Raw genomic sequence first — 21,105 nt, forward strand, 5'->3', positions numbered from 1 at the left:
TATAAGTAAAAAAGCACCCCCCCAAAAGCCCTATCCAGATAAACATGTAGATTATCTGATGGAACCTCGGGGGAAGTGCTATGGTCAAGAGAATATGAATATTCTCGTGTAGGCCTGTGTTTGTATTAACGCTTCTTCAAGCCGTCCGCCAATGCGTATCCAACCTTCCAGATATCGCCTGCGCCCATCGTAATCACTAGGTCACCTGGGGCAATACGAGGTTTCAGATCAGCAAGCACATCTTCTTTGGTTGGCAGATGTCTTGCACCAGCGTTACTGTTCTGCACAATAAGCTCAACCAGCTTCGCAGATGTAACCCCCTCAATCTGCTTCTCACCTGCCGGAGAGTAGATGTCGGTGATGATCACCTCATCTGCTTCGCTAAAGGCACGGCTGAAGGCATCTAGCAGGAAGAACGTACGTGTATACCGCTGAGGCTGGAATACGGCAATAATCCGTTTCCCCGTTGCCTTAGCAGCACTGATTGTCGCCTGAATTTCAGTTGGGTGATGCGCATAATCATCGATGACCAGAATGTCATCGACTTCTCCGAGCACTTGAAAACGGCGCTTCGCACCATGGAATTTCACGATCGCTTCAGCGATTTTTTCAAAAGAGATTCCTGACTTCAAACAAGCGATAACCGCAGCCATTGAATTATACAGATTGTACTGGCCTGGCACGGATAGTTCAATTTGTCCCAATACTACGCCATTATGGTTCATCGTATACGAAACCTGACGGTCGCCAAGAACGATGTCTGTGGCAATATAATCTGCAGTCTTCGACTTGATGCCGTAAGTAATCACCTTACCTGACACTTCAGGCAATAAAGAAATCACGTTCTCGTCATCTGCACACACAATCGCAGTGCCGTCTTCACGGGTCTGGTTCATAAACTGTACATAAGCAGCCTTGAGACGGTTAAAATCTCCGCCGTAATTCTCCAAGTGATCTGCTTCCACATTCGTGACAATTCCAAGCCAAGGGTGATAGTGCAAGAAAGAGCCATCACTCTCATCCGCTTCCGCCACTACATAATCGCCTTGTCCTGCCTTTGCATTCGTACCGACGTTCATAATCTCTCCGCCGATAATATACGTAGGATCAACTTCACACTCTTCCATTACAAGTGCGATCATAGAGGATGTAGTTGTTTTACCATGCGCTCCGGCAACGGCTACCCCTTTACGTTCGTTCAATAAACGGGCTAACATTTGTGAGCGGTGCAGAATTGGAATCTTAAGACGCTCTGCTTCTACCCATTCCACATTATCGCTGGACAAAGCCGTTGAGTACACGACCAGATCCGCACCTTTTACTTGTTCTGCTGTATGCCCAATATAAATCTTGGCACCTTTAGCAATCAATTTATCCGTCAATTCTTGGGCAGCCACATCGGAGCCCGTAACCGTATATCCCATTTCTAGCATTACTCGGGCAATCGCGCTCATACCGTAGCCGCCGATCCCTATAAAATGCACGCGTTCAGTAGTATCCAACAGTCGTCACCAGCCTTTTTCAGTATCGGGTTGCTGCAAAAGTGTACCGCGCACGTCAGAAATCAAATACAGCGTACCAGATACGACGGCAAGGTCATCCTCCGCTGTAATCGACTTCAGTTGTTGCAGCGCTTTTCCCCAATTATGTTCTACTATGATTACCAAGTTTTCCTTGGCATATTTATCCCGCAGACTTTCTGCGATAACCTGCAGATTCTCCGCGTCCATTTTGTTCTGGAAATCCGGTTCGGTCAGGATGAGCGTATCCACTATAGGCAGTATATGCTTAAAGTAGGATTCATGATGCTTATTTGCCATCATTCCCATAAGTAAATTTAATTTACCGTATTTATAGAGCTGTGGCAGGCTTTTGGCAAGGCTCTCCGCGCCTTCCGGATTATGTGCTCCATCCAGTACGATCCTCGGAGATTTACTTACCTCTTCCAGCCTTCCAGCCCAAAATGCATGACGCAATCCTTCCAGAACATCTTCATCCTCTAACATGAACGCCATATACTGGCGCAAAACTTCAAGAACCATCATGGCTCCCGCCGCATTGCTAATCTGGTGTTCGCCTTTCATCACAATCCCAAGTTCAAGCGAACGGAAGGGACCCTTAAAGTTAAAGGTCTGCACATCCCCATGGATTCCAGTAGCTTCATAGCTAAAATCTTCTCCGGCAAGATAAAGAGTAGAGCGGCAAGCCGCCGCTTTCTCCTTGAGTACAGCCACGACTTCCGGTTGATTTACGCAGCTAACAACAGGTACACCGGGTTTGATAATTCCGGCTTTCTCCATTGCAACCTTCTCAAGTGTATCTCCCAGAATATCCATATGGTCATGGCCGACATTTGTAATCACCGACACGATCGGAGTAACGATGTTCGTTACATCCAGCCTTCCCCCAAGCCCAGTCTCCCATACGACAACATCCGGACAAGAAACACCCGCAAAAAATAGAATGGCCACAGCTGTAGTTACCTCAAACATCGTTGGTGAGCCAAATTCCGTTTCTGCAATCTCATCTACCAAAGGACGAAGGGTATTCACTAGCTCAAGAAGAGTTTCTTCAGGAATGTCCGTATTATTATATTGGAACCTGTTCGTGAACTTCGTAATATACGGAGACGTGAAGGTGCCGACAGAATAGCCGCTTTGCAAAAGTGCGCTTGTCAAAAAAGCACAGGTGGAGCCTTTGCCGTTGGTACCCGCCACATGAATAAATTTCAGCCGACGGTGCGGGTTTCCCAGCTTGTCCATCAACATCTCAATTCTGTCTAAACCTGGCCGGATTCCAAAAGGAATCAGGCCCTTGATCCAGTTAACCGCTTCGGTATATGTCGCAAGAGGGGCGGTGCTCCCGCCCCGATTTAGGTCATCCATGTCTCTTATCCTCTCAGCTCTGCTATGCGGGCAAGTACTTTCTCACGTTTGGCAGAATAATCTGCCTGCTTCGCCTGCTCCTCTTCGATAACTTTTGCGGGAGCTTTGGCCACGAAGCCCTGATTGCTCAACTTTTTCTCTACGCGTTCTACTTCGCTGTTCAGCGTCTGCACTTCTTTTTCCAGACGAGCGATTTCTTGTTCAATATCAATCAGCCCCGACAAAGGCAGAAGCAGTTCCGCTCCCGTTACTACAGCGGACATTACCTTGTCTGGCGTTTCCGGATTCAGGCCAGCTTCGAAAGAAGAGGTATTGCAGAAACGTCCGATGTAGTTGTCGTTACGAGTAATGATGCTCAGCGTTTCCTCATTGCTCGCTTTAATAATCAAATCAACCTTTTTGCTCATCGGTACATTTACTTCAGCACGGATATTACGAACTGCCCGGATTACATCCATCAGCAGGTTCATTTCCGCTACCGCTTGCGGGTTCTCCAGAGCAGCATCATACTCAGGCCAAGCAGCCAAAGTAATTGTCTCTCCTTCATGCGGCAGATGCTGCCAGATTTCCTCCGAAATAAACGGCATAAACGGATGGATCAAGCGCATGGTGCGGTCGAGTACATAAGCAAGTACGGACTGTGTCTTCGCTTTGGCTGCGGCATCCGTTCCGTAAAGCGACAGCTTCGCGAACTCAATATACCAGTCACACAAATCGTCCCAAATGAAGTTGTACAGCTGGCGGCCGGTCTCGCCGAACTCGTACGAGTCAATTAGACGCGTAATTTCACGAGAAGTTTCGTTCAGGCGGTGTAAAATCCAACGGTCAGCCGTAGTTAGCTCACCAGTAATGTCAATATTCTCGAAGCTAACTCCTTCAAGATTCATGAGGGCGAAGCGTGACGCATTCCAGATCTTATTAGCGAAATTACGCGCCTGCTCTACCTTTTCCCAGCGGAAGCGTAAATCCTGACCCGCTGTGCTGCCGGTAGAAATCATATAACGCATAGCATCTGCGCCATACTTCTCGATAACCTCAAGCGGATCTACACCGTTTCCGAGTGATTTGGACATTTTTTGTCCTTCAGCATCCCGTACCAAACCATGCATCAATACGTCCGAGAATGGTTTCTCTCCGGTGAATTCTAGTGCCGAGAAGATCATCCGCGCTACCCAGAAATAAATAATATCGTAGCCCGTTACGAGCACATCGTTCGGATAGTAACGTTTGAAATCTGCACTGTCTTCATTCGGCCAGCCTAGGGTTGCAAACGGCCAGAGGTTGGAGCTAAACCAAGTATCCAGAACATCCTCGTCCTGTTTCAGGTCGGTTAAGCCGCTGATCCGGCGCGCTTCTTCCTCGTCATTCGCCACAACCAGCTCACCGGTAGATTCAGAATACCAAGCCGGAATACGATGCCCCCACCAAAGCTGACGGGAAATACACCAGTCGCGTACGTTTTCAATCCAGTTCAGGTAGGTTCTCTCGAACCGTTCAGGTACAAAGTTAACCCCATTACCATCCTTCTGTGCATTGATGGCAGCTTCGGCGAGGGGCTGCATCTTCACGAACCATTGTGTGGACAGGTAAGGCTCAACAACCGCTCCTGAACGTTCACTGTGTCCAACTTGATGCACATGATCTTCAATAGAGATCAGAACGCCTTGCTCCTTCAGATCCGCCGTGATGGCCTTACGGCATTCACTCCGGTCTTGACCTTTGTAAGGTCCTGCTTCTTCGTTCATCGTACCGCTCTCATCCATTACGTTGATCTGCGGCAAATTGTGCCGTTGACCTACCTCGAAGTCATTTGGATCATGAGCTGGCGTGATCTTAACCGCACCGCTACCAAACTCTTTATCTACATACTCGTCAGCGATAATTGGAATCTCCCGGCCGATAATCGGCAGGATCAGCGTTTTACCAATCAGATCTTTATAACGATCATCCTCAGGATGAACAGCAACTGCCGTATCACCCAACATCGTCTCCGGACGTGTGGTCGCTACAGTGATATGTCCACTGCCATCTTTAAGGGGGTAACGCAGGTGGTACAGATGACCGTTAACTTCCTTATATTCAACCTCGATATCCGACAACGCCGTACGAGCCGCCGGGTCCCAGTTGATGATACGTTTACCGCGATAGATCAAGCCTTTATTATAAAGCTTAACAAATACCTCGCGAACTCCCTTAGACAAACCCTCATCGAGGGTAAAACGCTCGCGGGAGTAGTCAAGGGAAAGTCCCATTTTTGCCCACTGCTCATGAATGGTGTTCGCGTATTTGTCTTTCCAATCCCACACCTGCTCCAGGAACTTCTCACGTCCGAGGTCATGTCTGGAAATCCCCTGCTCGCGCAGCTTCTGCTCTACCTTCGTTTGTGTTGCAATACCTGCGTGGTCCGTACCTGGCAACCAAAGCGTATCGAAGCCCTGCATCCGTTTAGTACGAATCAGGATATCCTGTAATGTGAAATCGAGCGCATGCCCGATGTGCAGCATTCCCGTTACGTTTGGCGGCGGGATCACAATACTATAGGCTTTAGCATCCGGACGCTGGCCTGCGCGGAAATATCCGCCCTCTGTCCAGTAGGAATACCATTTCTGTTCTGCTGCCTTCGGATCATACGTTGTTGGCATCTCGTTTTTAGATTCATTCGTAGCGGCAGCATCTGCCGCTGTTAGATGGTTTTGGTCAGCCATTCTCTGATACCTCCACTAGTTTACTTGTAGTTGCTTATAGTTGTTAATAAAGTTGCTGTATAGAGCGCACAGGTCTCTGAAAAAAACAAAAAGACCCCTCGTCTCAAAGGACGAAAGGTCATTCTTTCGCGGTACCACCTTTGTTTCGCGCCAATGAAAAATAAAACTACACTTCTTACCCTACGGATTCAGAAGCTTAGCGCGACACTCGTACAAATAACGGCTGCTACCGGCCACAACCTAACTTATCCTTCACAAATATGAAGATAAGCTCAGAAGGGCGACTCCGGGGCGACTTCGGGGGCTGTTTCCTACGGAATGTCACAGCACTTGCAATTCCGCTCTCTGAAGGGCTGACCGCCTACTCTTCCCGTTCCCAGTCTTTACTTAGATATTGCTTACTCCATAATACATTTTGAGCCCCCCCTAGTCAACCTGGATACGCCTTTGCAGCGGGACTTTAGGCTGAATTTCGACTTATTTCTTCTGAAGCATCCCTTCCAACAAAGAAACAGCAAAAATCCCGATCCTAATACCTGATCGGGATTCACCTATTCATGTGTGTACGCATCACGATTCGATTACGGGATGTACAACACTTGACCTTCCTCTACACTCTGCCCGGATAAGCGATTATACATTACCAGCTCCCGCGCACTTAGCTGATACTTCTCTGCTATGGTATCCAGTGTTTCTTCACGCTGCACAATACACAGCCGAACTTTGCGGAACATGTTAGCTCCATCCGCGCTGGCAATGAATCTGCTCTTCCATTCCGTATTATTGCCAACCTCTGGAACGTCCACTGCTGCAGATGTGTTTGCATCCGACTGCAGAGCTTCCTGCTCTTTACGGACACGACTGGAGCTTAGTAAAGAGGAGAAGGTGAGATGTTCTTTTTCCGGAATTTCTGCTTCTTTTTTGCTGCCCAAGGCGATCTTAAGATCTTGTTTCTCCTCATGAGAAGCCACACTCTCTTGTGAAACAAAAACTTCGTTCGCATTCTCATTAATCGGCGCAGTATTCTCTTCTTGCTTAGGAAGCGCATTATTAGCCTCATTTTCAGAAGCGAACACAGGGATATCCTGAATTGCATCTGCACTAACGGCTGGAACAGCGGTCTCTCTAGGAGTAAAATATTCCTCTGCCGACTGTTGGTTCTCTTCGCTCACATAGCTTGCTTGATTCAGCTGAGACACCTCAACCTCTTTGTTCTGGGCCTCGGCTTTAAACCAGTAATCGGATAAACCCGCTTTAGCATCCTCAACTTGGGACTCCAGACTATGTGTCCGTGCTTTAGCTCCCTTGTCCTTCTCCTGACCGGATGAGAAATTGACTACAGGGGACGTATGAGCGGCTCCACTTGAGACTAATGATTCTTCTGCTTCCTGTTCATTCGCTTCGGCATGCTCATGTTCTTCTACAGCAACCTGTGAGGCATCCTCACCAAAGGTCCACTGAGAATTTTCATAAAGTGCATCATTTTCCTGTTCTTGTAGCTCCGTAGTAGCTTCTACCCTGTCATCATTCACAGGAGAATAGGCGACTGTATACTCCTCTTGCTGCCAGGCTGGTTGAGGTTGAGGGTCCGCACCACCGATCCCCCGCAGCGATAATACGCCTGTTATATTCACAGTGCGCATCGTGAGCAGATCGATATCAAAATTCTCAATCTCTACCCCAATATCTTCAATCGAGCTGACGCGTGTAAGCGGAACAGTGATTTCCACGGGAATGGCATGCTCCAGACGTTGTGTTCGGTCATCTTCACTCCGGTAAAGCCCGGTAAGCAACAGCTGACCATATAACTCGGCACGATCCTCCCGCTGAATCACCTGAATTTCCGGAAGTAGTTCAACCTCCTCCAGCTCAGCTATTCCCGGAAGCTCTTCCGAAAGGTGAATGCGTTCGTAAATATCAAACCGCAAGCCGTGGGACTGATCAAACACGGGATATGTCCTCCTTCTTGGCATAATCTAACCCTGAGACAGGCCCAGAGCATAAGCCCAAAATGTTACTCCCCACATGTATATGCTTCAAACAGAGAGGCATGACAACTTTGGTAGTACTAACCGGACAGGATGCTAATAAATTTCATGAATTTAAGAGCTCACCAAACCTTCAGCCTGCTGATAGATGCACTACTTCGTAAGAACAAAGTATTATATGCTGCTTTTATTAATAAGACATGGATAGATGTTTTTTTTCTGAAAAAATAGAAAAAGAACAGCAGAACCAGCTTTTGCTGATTCTACTGTTCCTTAGCCACTTACGTATCTGTCAGGGTGCTTCAGACAGCAGCTCTCGCAGCTGCAGCATATCCTCCGGCCACGGATCGCTGACTTCCAGCTGTTCTCCGCTCCAAGGATGGCGGAAGGACAATGCCTCGCCATGCAGGGCATGGCGGCCGGCAGCGCTGGAAGCCCAAACCGGACCGCCATATAGTTCATCCCCATACAAGGGATGACCCATATGGCTGAGATGAACGCGAATCTGATGCGTCCGTCCAGTCTCCAGCTGCACATGCACCAGGCTTCCGCCATGCAGTGCCTCGCGCTCGATGATTCGCGTCACGGCAGATTGTCCGCCGGGCGAGACCCGTCTGCGCGCAGCGTGATGCCGATCGCGCCCAATCGGGGCATCGATCACCTTAAGCGCAGGCGGCACGATGCCTTCAACGATCGCGGCGTAGTGCCGCGAGATGCTTTTTTCACGCATATTCTCGTCCAGGACTAACTGTGCGAACTCATTTTTCGCATACATCACCGGACCCGTTGTATCTTTGTCCAAGCGGTGAATATGGCGCACAGCCACATTTTCGCCGGAAGTGATATAATGCGCAGCTACGAGGTGATCCAGAGTTACACCTGTTCCACTGCCATCGGGATGTACCGCCAGCCCAGCTGGTTTATGAGCTACCAGGCAAAAATCATCCTCATACAGCACCTCAAGCTCTTCCCATATCGGTTCAAGCCCCGCTTCACGATCGGGAAAAAGCGCCAGCCGAAGCCGGTCGCCTTTCCACTGAATGCCTCCCTCGCGGCGTAACCGCAGATGAAGTTTCTCGGGCATGCCTACAGTTTCTAACAGCCACTTGTCAATCGTTGCCTGCGTATCCTCGGCTCCAGTAATGATTTTGCCGGGTGTTACCTCCAGCCACTCTCCACGCCGGGTCCAAGCGCCACCACCGGTTCTTTCTCCGGCTCCGATGCTCAAAGGGCCTTCAGGGCATTATAATGGCCCTCAATGGTATCATCAATATCTTGCTCACTATGTGCAGCCGATATGAACATCCCCTCAAACTGTGAAGGTGGCACACTGATGCCTTGGTTTACCATATGACCAAAATAACGACGGAAAAGATCCGTGTCACTGGACTTAGCCGTTTCAAAATTGATTACAGGTCCTTCAGTAAAGAATGGGCAAACCATCGATCCCACCCGGTTGATAGTGAGCGGAATGCCAGTCTCAATTGAATTCTTTTTCAAACCCGCTTCCAGACGTGCACCCAATTGTTCCAGACGATCATATACTTCCGGGGTCAACAGCTTGAGCGTAGTATATCCGGCTGCCATCGCCAATGGATTACCACTAAGTGTGCCCGCCTGATAAATCGGTCCAGTAGGAGCGATTTGCTCCATGATCTCTCTTTTGCCGCCATAAGCACCCACTGGAAGTCCGCCGCCGATAACTTTGCCAAAACAAGTAATATCCGGAGTAATCCCGAACAAGCCTTGAGCACAGCCACGATTAACACGGAAGCCTGTCATAACCTCATCAAAAATAAGCAGCGAACCATTGTCAGAAGTTAATTTACGAAGCCCTTCCAGGAAGCCTGGAAGCGGTGGAACCACGCCCATGTTGCCGGCAATCGGCTCTACGATCACTGCGGCAATCTCATTGCCAAAACGTTCGAAAGCAATCTGAGTGGACTCCAAATCATTGTAAGGAACCGTAATGGTATTCATTGCAACGCCTTCTGGGACACCCGGGCTATCCGGCAAGCCCAATGTAGCTACACCAGAGCCAGCCTTAATAAGCAGACTATCGGCGTGACCGTGGTAGGAGCCTTCGAACTTCAAGATTTTGCTGCGCCCAGTGTAACCACGTGCCAAACGAATCGCGCTCATCGTAGCTTCCGTTCCAGAGTTAACCATGCGTACGATATCTACAGATGCCACTCGTTCAACAACGGTTTTTGCCATTTCCGTTTCCAGTAGCGTTGGAGCGCCAAAGCTTGTCCCTTTTACCGCTGTCTCCTGCAATGCCTTCACAACCTCAGGATGCGCATGACCCATAATCAGTGGACCCCATGAGAGCACATAGTCGATAAAGCTGTTGCCGTCGATATCAAAAATACGCGAACCTATCCCATGATCCACATAAATCGGAGTCAGACCTACGGATTTAAACGCCCGTACAGGGCTGTTCACCCCGCCGGGAATATATTGTTTTGCTTCATCAAAAGCCTTCCGGGACGCTTCCTCTTTACGCGCCATTGGCACATTACTCATGTATCTTCACTCCTATTCTCTTCTTGGTTACACAAGCTTGTACAAACATTTATTAGCTGCCGCGATGTCGGTGTGATGAAGATTAGCCGCGCAGCCAGCGGGCTGCATCTTTTGCAAAATAAGTAATAATAATGTCCGCACCAGCACGTTTCATGCCCGTCAGCATTTCCAGCACAACGGCTTGCTCGTCGATCCAGCCTTGCAGTGCCGCTGCTTTTACCATGGAATATTCTCCACTCACATTATAAGCCACCAAAGGAAGATCAAACTGATCACGAATCGTACGAATCACATCTAGGTAAGCCAGAGCTGGCTTCACCATTAACATATCCGCGCCTTCCAGCACATCGGATTCTGCTTCACGGAGTGCTTCGCGCAGATTGGCAGGGTCCATTTGATATGTTTTGCGATTCCCGAACTGTGGTGCTGAATCCGCTGCTTCGCGGAAAGGGCCATAAAACGCCGAAGCATATTTGACCGAATACGACATAATCGGCACATGCTCAAAGCCGTTCTCATCAAGTCCCGCACGAATTGCGTGAACAAATCCATCCATCATGTTGGAAGGGGCGATAATATCTGCTCCAGCTTTTGCTTGGGATACCGCCGTACGAGTCAAAAGCTCCAGCGAGGCATCGTTGATAACATCGCCATGGACCACACCATTCACCGTATGCGTATGCACCATTCCACAATGTCCGTGATCCGTAAATTCACAAAGGCAGGTATCTGCAACGACCAACAGCTCTGGGTACCACTGCTTGATCAAGCGAGTAGCCTCTTGCACAATTCCATCCTCTGCAAAACCGGAAGAACCGATAGCATCCTTCGTCTCAGGAATCCCGAACAACAATACTGCCGGGATGCCTAGTGCGGCAATCTCGTCCACTTCTGCTTTTAACGTATCCAGCGAAAAATGATACACACCCGGCATCGAGCTAATCTCATTCTTCACACCTGTTCCATAAGTCACAAAAATAGGCTGTACCATATCCAGCACATTCAGTATCGTCTCCCGAACCATGCCACGAATTCCAGCAGAACCGCGCAAACGACGGTGACGTGTAATTGGAAAGCTCATTTGTTCATCCTCCTGAAAAATAAAATATAAAACCAAATTATGTGTCTGGCAGCAAACTACAACTAGCCACAGCCAAGTCTAAATTAGCCGCAACCAAACCGCCGACCACAGGCTAACTACGTATAGTTGTAGTTTGTGCAACTATCTCGATGTTTTGTCCTAATTGTAAGCTTTAGTTGCATTCTCTACAGTTATTATTACAAAAGTGCGAAGATTCCTCATTTAGCGGATATTTAATTGCACATACTACAACTAAACTCGACTTTAGCTGATATATAGAAAATTTAATTGTATGAAGTACAACTAAACCTAAACCTCAAGCAGATCTGCTCACATTAACCTACTGCATATTCTCTACATACCTGTTAGTTTACAACCAAATATTATCCTCCGAACTCCATAAGTCACTACGTTCGGAGTTCAATTTATATGTTACTTGAAGGTAGCGATGTGGCACTTTTGAGCGTAGATATAACGGCGAGTAAACCAACAAATGTTAGTTAGTAAAAGTAACCGCGAACTCATTAATAACTACCAACTCACGTGTAACCACGAACTATTTAGTAACTACGAACAAACTCTAAACTCACATGTAACCCCAACTATTTAGTAACCACGAACTCACATGTAACTACGAACTATTTAATAACTACCAACTCACGTGTAACCACGAACTATTTAGTAACTATGAACAAACTCTAGCCTGTAATCTAACTAAATATAAGCTGAGCGCTATATTTCTAAGCAGGCCCTGCCTTTCTCCTTTGAACAGCTACTACTCTCCCCGCAGAGTAATCAGCTTCTACCTTCCCACCAGAAAGTAAGCTAAGCACACCTGTAAACTATTGCTTCGTTCTATCCTCGATCCGAGCGCTACTGCAGCTGAGTCTCCGCATTCCAGCGGCAGAGCTCCTGCACCAAACCATCTATGGTTGCCTCTTCAGGCAAGAGTCCCGGTGTCAGTCCCGCGTCTACCGCAGTCTGCTCCGTTAACGGGCCGATGCAGGCGATTTTCACATTTGCAAGCAGCGGGAGCGGATCTTCAAGCCCCATCCGTTTCAGGATGTGTATGAAATTACGCACGGTTGACGAGCTGGTGAAGGTTACCGCGTGAACGCGACCTTCCTCTAGCAGCTTCAGCAGCTCGACGTCATCCTCACCCGTGACAACCGTCTCATAGGTATCCACGTCTGTCACCTGAAGGCCAAGCTCTCTCAGCTTGTCCGGCAGCCAGTCCCGCGCCAGATCGCCGCGCGGCAATAGCACGTTCTGCCCCGGCAGCAGCTGGGGACCGAACGTCTCAATCAGACCTTCCGCCTGAAACTTCGCCGGAAGTTCCTCAGCGGTCACCCCGCGCTGCGCCAGCGCGGCGGCTGTGCCTGGCCCCACCGCTGCAATACGCGCGCGGTGTAGCCCGCGAATGTCCGCCCCCAGCTCCGCCAAGTGGCGCCAAAAAAACTCCACGCCGTTCGGGCTAGTGAAGAATACCCAGTCGTACGATTCCAGCGCGCCAAACGCCGCTGCAATCTTCGCCTTCTTCTCTGCCCCTTCCGGCATGATCGTCTCGATCACCGGGAACTCGTAGGGTTCCCCGCCGAGTTCTTCAATTCTATCCACCAGCTCGCTTGCTTGGCTGCGAGCCCGTGTCACCACGATGCGTTTGCCGAATAACGGCATCGCCTCGACCCACTTCAGCTGCTCACGCTGCAGCACCACGTTACCGACGACGATGACTGCCGGCGGCTGAAAATCCGCCGCCTTCACCTTCGCCTCAATATCGGCGAGGGTTCCCGTCAGCGTCTCCTGATCCGCGCGGGTGCCCCAGCGCACAAGTGCCACTGGTGTTTCTGGCGGCCGTCCGTGCTTGATCAGCTGAGCGCTGATATAACCTATTTTAGCTACGCCCATCAGAAACACTAACGTTCCTGTGGCGTTCGTTACTTTATCCCAATGAATGGAATGATCCAGTTTATCCGGACTCTCATGCCCGGTGATAATCGATAGGGAAGAGGCATGATCGCGGTGCGTAACAGGTATACCCGCATAGGCAGGTACACTGATCGCTGACGTGATGCCCGGTACGATTTCGTAATAGATCCCATTTTTGCGCAGCAGCTCCGCTTCTTCACCCACCCGGCCAAAAATCGTAGGGTCCCCACCCTTAAGCCGCACCACTGTTTTCCCCTGTAAAGCCAAATCAACTAACAATTGATTAATCTCTTCCTGCTTCATCGTGTGGCGATCCGGCAGCTTGCCTACATAAATCTTCTCCCCGCCGGGTTTCATGCATTTCAGCAATCTAGGACTTGCCAAGCGATCATACACCAGTACGTCGCTTTTTTGGATACACTCGAGGCCTTTCACAGTAATCAGCTTTGCGTCCCCGGGACCTGCACCTACCAAATAAACCTTCCCCGTCAATCCACTCATCCCCTAACGTCTGACAGTATCTTCTCCGCTCCTCTTGCAATCAGCTTTTTAGCGACTTCTTCGCCGAGCTGTACCGGGTCAATCCCCGTGCAAGTTTCTTTCAAAATCGTTGAACCGTCCGGTGTTCCCACCATCCCCGTTAACGAGATTACTTTGTGCTCAGCGGTAGCAGCTTTGGCGGCTGTGTCAAGCACCGCATGAGCACCAATCGGCACTTGGCAGCCGCCATTCAGCACGCCAAGGAACGTGCGCTCCGCCGCTACCGTCAATGCCGTATCGGCGTCGTTGTATAATGCCAGCAGCTTCCGCAGGTCAGCGTCATCTGCGCGGCACTCGATGCCGAGTGCGCCCTGCCCTACAGCGGGCAGGCAAACCTCCGGCGGCAGGTAGGCGCTCACGCGATCCTGCCAGCCCATGCGCGACAGCCCCGCCGCCGCCAGCAGGATTGCGTCGTATTCGCCGCTCTCCAGCTTGCGCAGCCGCGAGTCAATGTTGCCGCGCACGGGCTCAATGACCAGATCAGGCCGCAGCGCAGCGAGCTGGCTGGATCGGCGTAGGCTGCTTGTGCCTACGCGTGCACCCTGAGGCAGCTCGTCTAGCGAGACGCCTCCGTTAGAGATCAAAACATCACGCGGATCGACACGCTTCGGCACAGCACCATTGATCAACCCATCCGGTAACTCGGATGGCATATCCTTCATGCTGTGCACCGCCATGTCGATTTCTTTTTCCAGCATCGCTTGCTCGATTTCTTTCACGAACAACCCTTTGCCGCCTACCTTGGATAAAGTAACGTCAAGAATGCGGTCACCTTTGGTGACGATCTTTTTCACTTCAAAAGTAAAACCAAAACCATGCTCCTCGCTAAGTCGCTCCAGATCAGCAATCACATGTCCCGTTTGCGTCAACGCAAGCGCGCTTTGTCTACTCCCCACTATAACCTTACGCATTTGTCCATTCCTCCTGGTAACGTTCGCCTCTTACTCTTCACCGCAGAACCTTGCACTAGAAATCCAAACCCAAACTAACCAATTAACTACTCTCACTCTAAAAAAGGCATTATTGCCTTTGAATTCGCTACTTCGGATAATTCCCGCCGAATTTGAGGCATTTTTGCCTTTCTTTTAGCTCATTCGGCGACTGTTGCTTATTTTAAGGGCATTGTTACCGTACATTCCGCCATCTCAGCTACTTAAGTCCAATTCAACAGCATTTATACCGTACATTCCACCCTCTAAGCTACTTCAACCCAATTCAACGGGATTTATACCGTACATTCCGCCATCTCAGCTACTTAAGCCCAATTCAACGGGATTTATACCGTACATTCCGCCATCTCAGCTACTTAAGCCCAATTCAACAGTATTTATACCGTACATTCCCCCATCTCAGCTACTTAAGCCCAATTCAACAGTATTTATACCGCTCATTTCGCCATTCCTGCCACTACGAACCAATTCAACAGCATTTATACCGTACATTCCGCCATCTAAGCTATTCCATCCCAATTCAACAGTATTTATACCGTACATTCCGCCATCCCAGCCACTTAAGCCCAATTCAACAGTATCTATACCGTACATTCCACCATCTCAGCCACTACGAGCCAACTCAGCCATTCATTATAGTTACTCAAAACCGCTCATCCACTTCATATCTTAATCTAACCCAATTTTCTAATCTTTACAGTGTCCACGCGCACTTTTACTCCACCCGTTGCTGAGCAATCCAAGCGTCCATATCCTCCGGGCTCCACGCTATGAAGGTACCATTACTCATCTCGTTCAACACATCCAGCGTGCCAAGCTTCCGCAAAAGCCTTCCACGAACTTCAGCAGAAGGTTCTTTTTCCTTAATCCGGGTTCGCATGGCATGCACAAAATCCAAATATGGCTCATACGCCGCATCCAGCGCTTTTTCAAGCACATTTTTGATCTTCGTTGCCGCAAGCGGGCCAGCACCTGAAGTAGATACAGCTACCGTCAAACGTCCCCTCCGAACCACTCCGGGCGTGATAAAGTTTCCCGCTTCCGCATGGCTGGCCACATTCACATGAATTCCAAGCCGTCTAGACTCCCGCGCAACCTCTTCATTAACCGCCCTATCGTTAGTGGCTGCATATACGAGAAAGGCCCCACGGAGATCTCCGGGAGCATAAGTACGGTCCATCCAGATCAGAAGACCTTTTTCAGCTAGAGAATCAAGCGGATCTGTCAAAGAAGGACTAATCACCTTAACCGCCGCTCCAGCTTCCAACAGCCCGCTCACCTTACGTTCAGCCACGACACCACCGCCAATAACCACACAGGGCTGCCCTTCACAATCCAGCATTATGGGTAAATAACGCGTCATGCCCTTCACTCCCCGCTCCAACCGTGAAAATCAGACCAAGAATTCAACAGAAAATTTAAGATAATAAAAGCATATCCTAAAATCGCCCAGCGAGCCATACTTACTCCACTTTTCCGCCCGGACTTCTTAAAGATAATATAAAATATGTAAATCCCAAGACCGATAAGAGTCGTTAATACTTTTAAATCCTTCAATAAAAGCGTCCGTCCCTCAGAAACTATAGATAAACCCGCCACCACCAGCGATATTCCCAGCAAAGGAGTGCCCACCAAAATAGCGGTATAAGAGTATTTATCTGTAGTCTCCAGGTTCGGCAAACGACGGATCCGGTCGCTCCATTTCTTGCTTTTGAGTCTGGTGTGCAGGAACAAGTATAATATTGCAAAAACCGTCCCTAACGTCAGTGCTGCAAAACTCAAATTTGCCAAAATCACATGCATCGTCAGCCAGCCATACACCGCACTCCAAGTCTCGAGCGTATGCCCACCCGCCGTCAGCCAGACCCGATTAAGCAGAAAAACACTAAACCCGGCCATACTGAGCAGCAAAATCGTAAACTCGCCACCACGTGTAAACGCCACCGCAAGCGAAGTCAGCACAATACTAAACGCAAACCAAAACAAGAAATCATAAGGTGTAAAAATAGGCAGGCCTTTCTCCTGAGAGAAACGAATTCCAAGTCCTGCAACTTGCAAAAGACCAACAACAACAAGAAGCCCCGTGCCTAACCGCTTCCCACCCGGACTCCTTTTAAGGCAATCCGAGAAAACAAACAGCAGGCTCAGGGCATAGACCAGCAGAGCGGCATCATATATTCCGTTCAGCAGTTGCATATTATTCACCCACCCAGCAAGCCTGCCGGAGCAAGCGCCGTTTTAGGCACAGAGAAATCAGCGCTGCCAGCCGTACGTTCTCCAGAACTAGACTGCTTCACCGGGGCAATGTCTCCATCATCTGAATCGGATTTGAGCTGTTCCTGCAACGCAAAGATTTTGGAAAAATAATCAAGAGCTTCATTCCCTTGCTTACCGCCGGACAGCTCTTTAATTACATTGATCGGATCATGCATCATCTGGTTCACGATACTTTTAGTCAGGCGGCGGATCACTTTCCGCTGATGCTCGTCCAGCTCGGGCAGCTTGTTGAACAGACTCTCCATCGTTTCTTCATGAATCGTATTCGATTTATCCTGGAGCGCCCGGATCACCGGTCTTACCCCAAGCGTCTTGAGCCACAGTTGGAACTCATCCATTTCTTCGCTGATCATCACTTCAATCTTCGCAGCTTCACTTCGGCGCATTTCCAGATTATTCTCCACAATGCCCTCCAGATCGTCAATATCATACAAAAAAACATCCGGCACACTTGCCGCCGCAGGATCAATATCACGTGGTACAGCAATATCAATCATAAAAAGCGGCCGCGAAGGGCGGCGTTTCATAGCATGCGCTACCTTATCAGCCGTAAGCACATACCCGTCTGCTCCTGTCGAGCTGATCACGATATCTACTTCATTTAGAGTTGTTAACGCATCTTCAATCGTGCTCGGCTTACCCGAGAACTTCTCCGCCAATTCAATCGCACGCGACAGCGTACGGTTAGCGACAATCACTTCTGCCGCACCACTACTGTATAGATGCTTCACGGTAAGCTCGCTCATTTTGCCGGCGCCGAGAATCAGCACTTTTTTCCCAGTGAACATGCCAAAAATCCGCTTGCCCAGCTCCACAGCCGCATAACTGACCGATACTGCGCTCTCGCCGATTGACGTTTCACTATGTGCTCTTTTGCCGAGCGTCACCGCTTGCTTGAACAACCGATTGAACCAAGTTCCAGTTACACCCTCAGCCTGAGCTGTGAGAAAAGAACTCCGCACCTGTCCCAGGATCTGCGTCTCCCCAATCACCATGGAATCCAGGCCGCAAGTCACGCGGAACAAATGCGCAATCGCCTGTTCGTCTTCATAAATATACATATGCTGAGCAAATTGCTCACTTTTCACACCAAACCATTGCTCCATAAAGCCGCGGATGAAATAACCAGCCATATGAAGGCGGTCCATCACCACATAAATTTCCGTACGGTTGCAGGTAGCTACTAAGACCCCTTCTAGCACACCCTTCGTCTTCATCAGTTGATGGAGCGCTGCCGGAAGATCACTTTCCGCAAAAGCAAACTGTTCCCGAACCTCCACGGGAGCCGTACGATAATTCAGGCCAACGACGACGATGTGCATCGATAGTTCACCATCCTAGTCTCTATAAGTTGCTGAAATCCAATTATATAAATTAATATCTTACATACCGTTCACTTTCACAACATCTCAAAACACTGTGTTAAGTATATCACACGAAAATAAGACTTTTTACAGATTTTTTGAACGCTTTATGAAATCCAGATAATAATTATTATAAATAAAAAACCGTAGGTTCGCTACGGTTAGGATGAGTTATTTTTAGCTAATTTATAAGGTTGTGATAGCAAAAAGGAAACATTAGGGCCTACTAGTTCTTAAAATCGTCAAAAAGTCCGTTCTCCAAAAAAATAAGTCACTGCTCAGTGACTTAAAACTTCTCAGCCAAAAGAGATAGACCTCGGAAGTTATATAGTAGACTCTACTCTTTTTAGAAGTCGCCGATGCTTAGACCAAACTTTAACCCAAACACGATTTTCATCATCCAGATAAAAACGAATATTCACTAATTTTAAAGGCGTCCATATTTCTTTAAAATAGTAATTAGGCATTTGGCGTCTCTCCCACGAGAATAATATTGATATAGTTCTAAGTATAAAACTATTAAACAATATTGTTTGTCGTAATGCGCCTTAAGCCAAGATAAGAAAAAAACTGTTTTTGTCGGATTATAGTGAACATTCTACAGCAGATTAGCGAAACCAGTTCTTAATCTGATCAAGAGTACTTTTTGCCTCCGGACCATTGTAACCAAAGGTGTTGCCGATCATTTTCACATACTCGTTGAACGTTGTTTCTCTACTTTTTCGGTCACTCCACCAGCGTTTAGCGTTATATCCTGATGCAGAACCCACATATGTCAGCTCAATCTCCGATTTTTTGTACACACGACCAAAAAGAAATTTCACCCTCCGCATGTGAAAGTCAGAGGAAACAACAATCGCAGATTTAAAACCGTATTCTTTCATTATAGGAAGAGTGTACTCGGCATTCTGATAAGTGCTATCCGCCGCGTTCTCGGTATAAATAACGTCCTGGGGTATGCCTAAAGCTAGGGCGGTTTGGACCATGTCACCCGATTTACTCGTCGACTCTTTAGCATTGGAAAGAATTATATAAGGAGCATAGCCTGCTTTATATAACTCAGCTGCTTTTTCCACACGACCTTGGCCTCCGCTTAGGACGATGATGACATCGGCTTGCTTGGGAGGTTCAGATAGAGCTAAGAAACGGCCTGCACTGAATAAACCAGTAATTAACAATAGCAAGCATACGAAAAGGACAAATCTTTTATTCATTAAATTACCTTTTCTTTTCTTAACCGTTAAGTCGTGCATAAATCACTTATGCGATTCGTTACTAAGGATTTGTTGCCACCATTCAGCATTATCAATATACCATTGGATCGTCTGCGCAATTCCGGTCTCAAAAGTATAAGTTGGCTTCCAACCTAAATTCTCAAGTTTCGTTGGATCAATGGCGTAGCGTTTATCATGTCCTAATCTATCTGTTACAAATTCAATCAAATCTTCAGATTTCCCCAAGGTACTGATAATCGTCTTAACTACTTCAAGATTAGTTCTCTCATTATGACCACCTACATTATAAACTTCACCGCTTACTCCTTGGTGCACGACAAGGTCAATGGCCGCGCAGTGATCCCAGACATGGAGCCAGTCGCGAATATTTTTTCCATCCCCGTATACAGGAACCTTCTCTTCGTTTAAAACTCTTGAGATGGTTAGTGGAATCAGTTTTTCAGGAAAATGATAGGGGCCGTAATTGTTCGAGCAGCGTGTTATGTTCATTGGTAACCCAAAGGTCTCATAATAAGCACGGACTAGCAAATCAGACGCTGTTTTACTAGCACTATAAGGACTGTTAGGCTGCAAAGGTGTTTCTTCGGTAAAAAATACAGTAGGATCAAAATCAAGTTCGCCATACACTTCATCCGTAGAGACATGGAGGAATTTAGTAATGCCGAATTTTTTAGCTGCATCCAGTAGTACCTGTGTACCCATAACATTCGTACGAACAAATATCGCAGGATCAGTAATTGAGCGATCCACATGACTCTCCGCAGCGAAATGAACAACATAATCGAATTTTCCCAACTCAAAAAGAGACAATATTGCCTCCCGGTCAGCAATATCAGCTTTAACAAACCGATAATTCGATTTAGACTCAATATCCTTATGTTTCGTTAGATCACCCGCATAAGTTAGCAAATCTAAATTCACAATATCATAATGCGGATATTTATCTACCATATACTGTACGAAGTTGCCTCCAATAAATCCGGCACCACCCGTAACCAGCATCTTTTGCTTACTCAATGAACGCACACTCCCGATCTATTATCTTTAATATTAGTTTTCATAAAAAAAATTCAAATTTGCCTCTTTTAATAAAGGCGCCTTCTCATCTTTGGCAGACAGCACTGGTGTAACATGAATAGGCCATTCGATACCAATAGAAGGATCATTCCACAAAATACCCCCATCACATTCCGGGGCATAAAGCTCATCGCACTTATACTGAACCTCTACGTCTTCTGTTAGTGTCATGAATCCATGAGCGAATCCTTTTGGGATCAGCAGTTGCTTCTTATTCTCAGCACTTAGTTCAATGCCGAACCATTTACTATAGGTAGGACTGCCTTTTCTGATATCTACGGCTACATCAAAAATAGCACCGCGTGTACACCGAACCAGCTTCGTCTGTGCTTTGGGATGCAATTGATAATGCAAACCACGTAATGTTCCTTTAGTTGCAGAGTAGGATTGGTTATCTTGTACAAAATCCATGTCAATTCCATGCTCTTTAAACTTAGCTCCGCTATACGTCTCCATAAACCAACCTCGGTGGTCCCCAAAAACAGCTGGTTCTACGACTAATACACCTTGCAGTAAGGTTTCTTTAATTTTCATGGTTACCACACTTT

At 47.9% G+C, this 21,105-nt stretch carries 16 protein-coding genes and 1 other annotated feature; all 16 genes read right to left on the minus strand.

Features of this window, described 5'->3' with window-relative positions:
- Window positions 1-125 precede the first annotated feature (125 nt).
- Window positions 126-1,502, minus strand: a complete 1,377-nt coding sequence (gene murC, locus NST58_RS26250; protein WP_036685137.1) for a UDP-N-acetylmuramate--L-alanine ligase — start codon at window positions 1,500-1,502, stop codon at window positions 126-128.
- 6 nt (window positions 1,503-1,508) lie between these two features.
- Window positions 1,509-2,885: a folylpolyglutamate synthase/dihydrofolate synthase family protein gene (locus NST58_RS26255; protein ID WP_076219616.1), complete on the minus strand. Its 1,377-nt coding sequence runs from the start codon at window positions 2,883-2,885 to the stop codon at window positions 1,509-1,511.
- Between the two features lie 5 nt (window positions 2,886-2,890).
- Window positions 2,891-5,590, minus strand: coding sequence for a valine--tRNA ligase (locus NST58_RS26260; protein WP_076219617.1), 2,700 nt, complete (start codon window positions 5,588-5,590; stop codon window positions 2,891-2,893).
- 103 nt (window positions 5,591-5,693) lie between these two features.
- Window positions 5,694-5,977: a binding site (T-box leader), on the minus strand.
- Between the two features lie 194 nt (window positions 5,978-6,171).
- A complete protein-coding gene (locus NST58_RS26265; RefSeq protein ID WP_076219618.1) occupies window positions 6,172-7,539 on the minus strand; it encodes a LysM peptidoglycan-binding domain-containing protein in 1,368 nt (455 codons plus the stop codon).
- 331 nt (window positions 7,540-7,870) lie between these two features.
- A complete protein-coding gene (locus NST58_RS26270; protein ID WP_256717565.1) occupies window positions 7,871-8,806 on the minus strand; it encodes an RluA family pseudouridine synthase in 936 nt (311 codons plus the stop codon).
- Window positions 8,803-10,089 (minus strand): glutamate-1-semialdehyde 2,1-aminomutase, encoded by a 1,287-nt coding sequence (gene hemL, locus NST58_RS26275; protein WP_076129443.1) that lies wholly within the window; start codon window positions 10,087-10,089, stop codon window positions 8,803-8,805. Before hemL ends, NST58_RS26270 begins: the two co-directional genes overlap by 4 nt.
- A gap of 97 nt (window positions 10,090-10,186) precedes the next feature.
- Entirely contained in the window at window positions 10,187-11,185 is a 999-nt protein-coding gene (gene hemB, locus NST58_RS26280; protein ID WP_076129402.1) for a porphobilinogen synthase, read from the minus strand.
- 873 nt (window positions 11,186-12,058) lie between these two features.
- Window positions 12,059-13,606: a uroporphyrinogen-III C-methyltransferase gene (gene cobA / locus NST58_RS26285; protein ID WP_339244636.1), complete on the minus strand. Its 1,548-nt coding sequence runs from the start codon at window positions 13,604-13,606 to the stop codon at window positions 12,059-12,061.
- Between the two features lie 5 nt (window positions 13,607-13,611).
- On the minus strand, window positions 13,612-14,565 hold the full coding sequence (gene hemC, locus NST58_RS26290; protein ID WP_076129403.1) for a hydroxymethylbilane synthase: 954 nt from the start codon (window positions 14,563-14,565) through the stop codon (window positions 13,612-13,614).
- Between the two features lie 438 nt (window positions 14,566-15,003).
- Window positions 15,004-15,198 (minus strand): hypothetical protein, encoded by a 195-nt coding sequence (locus NST58_RS26295; RefSeq protein ID WP_076220853.1) that lies wholly within the window; start codon window positions 15,196-15,198, stop codon window positions 15,004-15,006.
- A gap of 121 nt (window positions 15,199-15,319) precedes the next feature.
- Complete coding sequence (locus NST58_RS26300; protein ID WP_339244641.1) at window positions 15,320-15,967, minus strand: NAD(P)-dependent oxidoreductase; 648 nt, start codon at window positions 15,965-15,967, stop codon at window positions 15,320-15,322.
- 5 nt (window positions 15,968-15,972) lie between these two features.
- Entirely contained in the window at window positions 15,973-16,800 is an 828-nt protein-coding gene (ccsA, locus tag NST58_RS26305) for a cytochrome c biogenesis protein CcsA (protein ID WP_076129405.1), read from the minus strand.
- A gap of 5 nt (window positions 16,801-16,805) precedes the next feature.
- Complete coding sequence (hemA, locus tag NST58_RS26310; protein WP_076194493.1) at window positions 16,806-18,203, minus strand: glutamyl-tRNA reductase; 1,398 nt, start codon at window positions 18,201-18,203, stop codon at window positions 16,806-16,808.
- A gap of 650 nt (window positions 18,204-18,853) precedes the next feature.
- Entirely contained in the window at window positions 18,854-19,459 is a 606-nt protein-coding gene (locus NST58_RS26315; RefSeq protein ID WP_175617378.1) for a YdcF family protein, read from the minus strand.
- Window positions 19,460-19,501: 42 nt separating this feature from the next.
- On the minus strand, window positions 19,502-20,497 hold the full coding sequence (gene rfbB / locus NST58_RS26320) for a dTDP-glucose 4,6-dehydratase (protein ID WP_339244644.1): 996 nt from the start codon (window positions 20,495-20,497) through the stop codon (window positions 19,502-19,504).
- A 33-nt stretch (window positions 20,498-20,530) separates the two neighbouring features.
- Window positions 20,531-21,091 (minus strand): dTDP-4-dehydrorhamnose 3,5-epimerase, encoded by a 561-nt coding sequence (gene rfbC, locus NST58_RS26325; RefSeq protein WP_076277496.1) that lies wholly within the window; start codon window positions 21,089-21,091, stop codon window positions 20,531-20,533.
- Between the last annotated feature and the right edge of the window lie 14 nt (window positions 21,092-21,105).

The sequence above is a fragment of the Paenibacillus sp. FSL R10-2796 genome, assembly GCF_037965315.1.
Taxonomy (GTDB): domain Bacteria; phylum Bacillota; class Bacilli; order Paenibacillales; family Paenibacillaceae; genus Paenibacillus_AQ; species Paenibacillus_AQ odorifer.

Coding starts and splice junctions, on each gene's coding strand:
- NST58_RS26255 (WP_076219616.1), bottom strand. CDS start 2,885: ATGGATGACCTAAATCGGGGCGGGAGCACCGCCCCTCTTGCGACATAT.
- NST58_RS26260 (WP_076219617.1), bottom strand. CDS start 5,590: ATGGCTGACCAAAACCATCTAACAGCGGCAGATGCTGCCGCTACGAAT.
- hemL (WP_076129443.1), bottom strand. CDS start 10,089: ATGGCGCGTAAAGAGGAAGCGTCCCGGAAGGCTTTTGATGAAGCAAAA.
- hemB (WP_076129402.1), bottom strand. CDS start 11,185: ATGAGCTTTCCAATTACACGTCACCGTCGTTTGCGCGGTTCTGCTGGA.
- hemC (WP_076129403.1), bottom strand. CDS start 14,565: ATGCGTAAGGTTATAGTGGGGAGTAGACAAAGCGCGCTTGCGTTGACG.
- NST58_RS26295 (WP_076220853.1), bottom strand. CDS start 15,198: ATGTACGGTATAGATACTGTTGAATTGGGCTTAAGTGGCTGGGATGGC.
- NST58_RS26300 (WP_339244641.1), bottom strand. CDS start 15,967: ATGACGCGTTATTTACCCATAATGCTGGATTGTGAAGGGCAGCCCTGT.
- ccsA (WP_076129405.1), bottom strand. CDS start 16,800: ATGCAACTGCTGAACGGAATATATGATGCCGCTCTGCTGGTCTATGCC.
- hemA (WP_076194493.1), bottom strand. CDS start 18,203: ATGCACATCGTCGTCGTTGGCCTGAATTATCGTACGGCTCCCGTGGAG.
- NST58_RS26315 (WP_175617378.1), bottom strand. CDS start 19,459: ATGAATAAAAGATTTGTCCTTTTCGTATGCTTGCTATTGTTAATTACT.
- rfbC (WP_076277496.1), bottom strand. CDS start 21,091: ATGAAAATTAAAGAAACCTTACTGCAAGGTGTATTAGTCGTAGAACCA.